This is a genomic window from Pseudopedobacter sp., from assembly GCF_040392825.1.
Lineage (GTDB): Bacteria > Bacteroidota > Bacteroidia > Sphingobacteriales > Sphingobacteriaceae > Pseudopedobacter.
Window position 1 is genome coordinate 1 of record NZ_JBEBVH010000361.1, and the last position, 3,320, is coordinate 3,320.

Annotated in this window: 2 protein-coding genes; both read right to left on the minus strand. The window is 36.3% G+C overall.

Features of this window, described 5'->3' with window-relative positions:
- Positions 1-552: RagB/SusD family nutrient uptake outer membrane protein (locus ABWO41_RS16910; RefSeq protein WP_353140536.1), on the minus strand; the 552-nt coding region annotated here is incomplete at its 3' end.
- 19 nt (positions 553-571) lie between these two features.
- Positions 572-3,320, minus strand: a 2,749-nt coding sequence (locus ABWO41_RS16915; protein WP_353140539.1) for a SusC/RagA family TonB-linked outer membrane protein, incomplete at its 5' end; no start/stop codon positions are given.

Consider the following 3,320-nt stretch of genomic DNA (forward strand, 5'->3'; position numbering starts at 1 on the left):
GATTATAATGCGCCTATCTGTTTTATGAAGTTTGGAGTGCTTTTCTATGTTTGGGGTCTCCAATATAAGCGGTACAGAGCCAAAGTAAGTTGTTAGCATTGAATAATAAAATGCCCTCAGAAATTTTGCTTCTGCTTTCATTCTCGTTTTTAAGCCCGAGTCCATTTGTATAAAATCTATTTTGTCTAATAGCGTGTTACAACGTCCTATTCCTCTGTAACTGTCTAGCCACCGGGCATTGAAAACAGGAGTATTCGTATTGTTTTGTGTACCTTGGGCAATCAATCCATACCCCATTCTATTCGTGTAATTATAGGCGTTTGGGGTTGCCGTTTCTTCCAGTAATATTGTTGCCTGCCCACCGTCAAACATACCTTGATTCCTTAATACCGCATAACAACCAGATAGTGCTGCCATGGCATTTTTTTGAGTCGTCCAGAAATTTTGGTCTGTATATCTATCCTGAGGTATGGTATCGAGATCTTTAGTTGTACACCCCCATAATAATGGGAGTAGGACAAAAAAACATATATTTATTCTTATAATACCCATTGTCGTGACTTTAAGTTTGTTAAAAAGTGATATTTAAACCGAAGCTGTATGTTTTCAGAGAAGGATATTCATAAAGGTTATCATTACCTATATTCTTTTCCGGATCAAACATTTTAAATTTTGAAAAAGTAAGTAGATTATTTGCGTTAGCAAACAGTGTAAGATTAGTTACAGACAACTTGGATATCCATTCCTTGGGAAAGTTATAATTGATCTGAACATTCTTTAATCGCAGATATGAAGCATCTTTCAACCAGAAAGTTGAATTTTGAAAATTCTCTGTAGCTCCTGTAGCAGTTGTTAATATTGGAAGTTTGGCACTCGTATTTTCTGGTGTCCAGGAATCTGTTTCCCATTCTTTAGTAATTCCTGCTCCGTTATTAAATGGAAAAGCCAGATTAGCTGTTGGGTATATGTTTATACCTGAAACTCCCTGAAAAAAAGTATTTAAACCAAAGTTTTTATATTTGATATCGAAACCAAAAGAGTAATTGTATTTAGGTATTGAACTGCCAACTATAATTCTATCATCCCCATCAATAGCATGGTCATCATTCTGGTCAATATATTTAATATAACCTGGCTTCACAGCTCCACTTACTATTACACTATTTTGTATTTCATTTATATTTTGATAAATCCCATCCGCTTTTAAAAGATAGTAAGAATCTATAGGATACCCTTCCTTAATTATTCTTCTTCCACTAATAATAGTTTCCCCGTTTAAATCCACAACTTTATTAGTTACATAACTGATACTGCCGTTTAAAGAATATTCAAACTTTCCTATTTTATTTCTATGATAAATATTAAGCTCGTACCCTTTGTTGTCAACAACACCAACATTCATTGTGGGACCTGCCAAAGCTCCTACTTGTCCAGCAATACCTACAGGTCTTAAGATTCCTGTTGTTCTTCGTTTATAAACATCCAAACTACCTCCAAATCGTCCATCTGTAATTTCAAAATCAAGTCCCAGATTATAGGCAGTTGTTTTTTCCCACGAAATATTCGGATCTCCCTGAGAAGTTACCGCAGCTCCCGGCGAAATTGAATTATTAAAACTGTAGTCTTGATTTAAAACAACTGTATTCATGTAACCATACAAGCTAACTGTTTGCTGATTTCCCATAGCTCCTACAGAGCCTCTCAATTTCAGCAGATTAACTTTTTTGGAAAGATTCTCAAAAAAAGATTCTTTATCCAAACGCCATCCGGCAGACATTGCAGGAAAGAAACCCCATCTATTTTCTCTGGCAAATCTGGATGAACCGTCGTATCTAAAAGTAGCTTCCAAAAGATATTTATCTTTATAATCATATCCTAACCTACCAAAATACGAAGCCAATATATCTGTAGAACTTCCTCCTGATACTTGTGGATTGAGTGAGCCGGCATTTAAGTCGATCAATGTATTATCGAAGTATCCTTCAATGCTCGCTGTTGTTGTTCGGCGATCATATTTTTCATAACTCTGACCTAGCATCATCGATAAGTTATGAAAGCGGTTGATAACATGCGACCAGTTAAGCGATTGATATATCGTTGGATGAATTAAGTTTTCATTATAACTTTCTGCACTGGCATTAGGTTGAGCATAACCGGGTGTCCATGTTTGAGGATTATAAGCTACCAGTATTGGTTCAAATTTGTAAGAATATCCATCTAGTTTATCCAAAGCTACGTTAATATTGTATTTAATATTAAATGGTAGTTTGTATTCTGCAAACATTTTGGCTAATAAACGTTGTGGAGTATGAACATCAGTACCTTCCTTTAAATACTGGATTAGGTTCTCCGTTCCAGACCTGCTAGGTGTTGCTACAGCTAAATTTGCATACCTCCCGTCTGGTAGATATGTACCATATATTGGCAAAGCCCTCATTAAACGATTAAAGTAATAATTGGTAGCATCTGACCCTTGAGCTGGCTCAGTATATCGCCTGTAATTTCCGATAAAGTTCCCCCCCACTTTCAATTTATCAGAAATGTTGGCCGTTATATTCAAATTTACTGAATATCTCTTCGCATTATTAGCAGCAATTAAAATGCCGTCATGATTGCTGTAACCAGCAGCTAGATTATATACTACAGAATTTCCACCGCCAGAAAAACTTAAATTGTGCTGTTGTAACAAACCAGTAGTCAACACTTCATCAAACCAGTTAACATTAGGATAAGCTAAAGGATCATATAGCATACCTTTTTTATATTCTTCGATTAAATCATCACTATAATCCACCGCCGTCTTGCCTTCATTTCTCAAAGCTGTATTTTTCAGCTTCATATATTTAATAGCGTCCCACTCTACATCTGGTAAAGCAGTAGCTTTCTGTAAGCCTTGAGAAAAACTATAATTAATCTTAGTTTTCCCTTTTGTACCTTGTTTTGTAGTGACCAGGATAACACCATTAGCCGCCCTAGAGCCATAAATTGCGGCAGATGCATCTTTAAGTACAGTAATACTCTCTATAAATTCGGGATTTACATCGTTCATATTATATTCAATCCCATCAACTAAAACTAATGGATTGCTGTTATTTAAAGTCCCAACACCCCGTACTTTTATAGCTCCTACATCCTGCCCAGGTTTGCCACCCGCCTGATTAACCCATAGTCCAGATACTCCATGTAGTGCCTGACTGACGTTTGTATGAGGTTGATTTTCTTTGTCGCTCATATTTAATATGGACAGAGCTCCTGTTACGCTAGCTTTTTTCTGCGTACCATAACCTACAACTACAACTTCATTTAAAGCCTGCGGAGAC